Source organism: Pseudomonas sp. R25(2017), assembly GCF_002112565.1.
Lineage (GTDB): Bacteria > Pseudomonadota > Gammaproteobacteria > Pseudomonadales > Pseudomonadaceae > Aquipseudomonas > Aquipseudomonas ekonensis.
In genome coordinates this window covers 1-3,638 of sequence record NZ_NEHZ01000039.1, presented here as the reverse complement: position 1 = coordinate 3,638, position 3,638 = coordinate 1, and the positions used below count along the sequence as shown (strand labels likewise).

Here is a 3,638-nt window from a genome sequence, read left to right as displayed (position 1 = left end):
GCGGCCAGAGCCCAGCCCCATGTGGACATCAACAGCCCGGTGATGCCGTGCCCGGCGAGCCAGGCCGAGCTGTTCGTCGTGCCGGTGCGTTATGCGCTGGCGCACGAGCAGGCCGAAAACGCCTGCGTCATGCCCGGCGTCACCCCCGGGAGCCGCCCGATGGCGGCCCGTCGCCTGCGGGAAGGGTTCGTGTACCTCTGGCAGCATCAGGGGCCGCTCAGGCGTTTTGCCGTCTCGTCGCAGGGGCTGTTGCAGGAGCAGGCGCTGGATGCTGCCCCCGGCCCGGTGGCCGACGCGCCGTCGGCCGGCCTGCGATTGGCGAAAGTCCACGACGCCTGGATGCTGTACAGCGAATTTCCGTTGAACGCCGAACACTGCCGGGCGCTGGGCGACAGCGAAGCCAAGCGCCGCCAGCACATGCGCCAGATCGCCTTGCGCACCGTGGCCGACGAACTGCAGGCGCCGCATTGCCCGCCGCTGGACAAGGGCGAGGCGGTCATGGCCGAACTCATCCCCGGCACCTACGCCCGCTCGATGAAGGCCGACCGCAAGGACAACGCCGAGGACACCGACGCCCTCGGCGCGACGCTGCTGAAGGATCCGACCCGGGCCAACATCAAGGCCTACACCGATGCCATGCACCGCGCCCGTGAGCGCGAGCGTGTCATCGCGCAACACCCCGGCGCCAGCGACCAGCCGCCGGGCGAGTGGAGCGCCGAACCATGGGACGGGCAGGGCACCCGCGACTGGCTGGACAATGCCAAGACCCAAGCCGAGGGGCTGTACGCGGTGTTCGCCTGCCTGGACGACGACCTGGGCGTCTTGCGCGACATCAACCACGAACAGGAGCGATTGGAAGCCGATCACGAACAGTGGCTGGGCGAGAACAGCCTGCGCCTGAGCATCGGCGGCTTCGTGCGCAGCCTGATCACCGAGGATGGCGCCGAACTGGCCGGCGACCTCAGTTACCGCTACAAGGACCGCGACATCCGGCTCACGCCCGAACAGGGGCAGGTCATCCTCGACAGCCAGCATCGGCTGGACGAGGAACTGAAGTCCGAGACCCGCGCCCGTCAGTACGGCGGGCAGCCGGGCCCGGCAGAAACGGCGGCCCGCGATGCCCGGATCGCCGAGATCCTGGCCCCTGTGCGCGGCTTCATCCCGGCCGACCTGCACCACGAGATCCAGGCCGTTGTCCGCGAGTACCGGGCGCAGAAAAGCGCCAACCGCGACAACCATGCCTTCAGCGCCAAGGTCGGCGACTGCATCGACCTCGATGCGATGGACACCTGGTTCAGCGACACCGCCGCCGCGCATTTCCGGCAGCTGGAGCAGCGCCACACGGTGCTGTTCGCCGACCGTGGCGTGTACCTCAAACGCTCGGCCAGCGGCACCTGGTTCGTAGACTACGACGACCTGCCGACGCGCCGCTGGCTGAGCGAACTGGCCGCCGGCTGCCTGAGCGCCCAATGCATCCGCGCCCAGGGGGCCGAGCAGTACGCCGACCATGTGCGCTCGGCCGACGGCGGCGCCCTGCGGCAACTGTTCAACGCCTGGACGCCGTCGCTGGAAGCCGCCGTCAACAACGCCTCGCGCCTGAGCGAACTGCTGGCGGCGCTGTCCGCCGACAACCTCAGCGCCACCCATCAGGCACTGGCGCCGCTGGGCAGCGACATCCTCGACGACATCGCCGGCATGGCCCGGGACACCGCCAGCCAATGGAACGTGCTGGTCAACCGGCTGGGCGCCGCGCTGCTGTTGCTCAAGGGCGACAGCAGTTTCAGTGCGTCGTGGATGAGCCTCTTCATCGCCGCGAGGCTGGGCGGCGAAAGCCGCTTGCAGCGCGTGAACGAGGGCGCGCGGCAGGTGTGGAAGCTGCTGGGTCAACGGGCCGAAGCCCTGGATGAATGGGTGCGCAAGACCGGCAAGGCGATCGGGGCTGGGCGGGGAGAGCGGATCCTGAACTCGCCGGCGGTGGTCAACAGCGGCGGCGTGGTGCCGTTGGCGGCGTTGCTGGTGAACGTGGTGAATGTGCAGAACTACTTGCGCGAGGCTGCGGTGCTGGAGGGGATGGGAAGCCGGCGGGTGAATGACACGGTTTCGGCGAGTTTGTATGGGGCGGCGGCGTTGGTGGCGGTGGTGGATAGTCAGGTTAGGGTGGGGCTGGGGATCAAGGAAATGGCCTTTAAACTGCCTAATGGCAGGGTGGGAAGTGCACCAATGCTTACGTTGTTTGGTGGGGTGATTGGTGGGTTGTCGGCGGGTGCAGCATCGGCCGAATTCAAGTCTCTACAGGAGCAAATTGAAAAAGCCCAAAACGCCGTCGATCCATGGCTGGAAATGCGTCAGCTCGTAGTCGGAGGACAGATAGCGGCTTTCGGCACCCAGGCATTGTTGGGCGCTTCTTACACAATGAGAGCCTTGGCCGGTTCTATAACAGTGGACGTCGCCATCCTGCGCTACACACTGTACATGGGCCCGGTGAACTGGGTCATCGCCGCACTGGGCGTGCTGTACCTGACGGCCTGGATCTTCGAGAAAACGCCGCTGCAGCATTTCCTGAGCACCTGCTGCTGGTCCAAGGCGCGGGCGGGCGATTTGGCGCCCATCGCGCCGAAAGCCCAGCAGGACGAGCTCGACCGCCTGTACCTGATCCTCTACACCCCTAGGGTCAGCATGAAGAGCAGCGCAAGGCCGGCCCGTGACGACAGCTTCGCCGGCCTGAAACACGTCAGCGCCGTTGACGCGCTGACCATCGACCTGCCGGGCGCCGAACCCGGCAGTGCCTACCTGGAGCTGAGCATGATCGGCGATCCCATCGACACCCAGGGCTACAGGCACCTGATCAAGAACAGCCCGGCCAACGGCTACAAGGCGCCACGGCCCTGGCGAGACCTGGCGCCGCACTGGCTGTCCGGCAGCCAGTGCGGGTGGATACCGGTCAAGGAAGGCCAGGGGCTGCGCCTCAGCGGGCCGTTCAAGGAACTGGCGAATGTGCTCGGTTCCCCGCCGAGCACGGTGTCGTTCCGCTTGCGTTACCGCACGCCCCTCACCGGGATGCTCGGTGCCCGCACGTTCATCGGCGGGGAGCGAGGGCTGGCGTTTACCCTGAACAACGACACCGGCGTCGTCGCGCTGCGGGGCGACCCGACCCCCGAGCTGGATCGCGTGCCGAACTACCCGCTCGGCGACGATCACCCCGGCGCCATTTACCTGCAACCCAAGGACAAACGATGAGTACGCCAACGGCCGGCACCACGAAAAAAGGGATGTTTTCGCGCAATGACTATCTGGCGCCATTGCCGATCCCTACGGGGGAAAACCCCTGTGACATGCTCAATACCATCTGGCGCAAGAACGATGTCTTTATTGACATCGGCAACTACAGTATCGGTTCGGCGGTGATGGTGATGTGGCCCATGGTGATGTTGTTTTTAGCCATGTCATTTTTTACTCGAAATCTGAATTCTGATTTCAGTCAAGATGTTCTGATCCTCGGCGCATGCATCATGGCCCTCCCAATTTTTTGGTTCATCCGAGGCCTCTTCCGCGAAGTCCCCTTGCCCGTCCGCTTCAACCGCCAGCGCCGCGAAGTCTGCGTGCCCCGCGACAACGGCGAATACTGGATCGTCCCCTGG

The 3,638-nt window shown here is 65.6% G+C and carries 1 protein-coding gene and 1 pseudogene; both read left to right on the top strand.

Features of this window, described 5'->3' with window-relative positions:
* A partial coding sequence (locus CAG31_RS27905) for a toxin VasX (protein WP_256575615.1) occupies window positions 1-3,237 on the top strand: 3,237 nt, incomplete at its 5' end.
* Window positions 3,234-3,638: pseudogene (locus CAG31_RS27895) on the top strand (hypothetical protein); the annotation flags it as partial. The gene CAG31_RS27905 and the pseudogene CAG31_RS27895, both read left to right, overlap by 4 nt.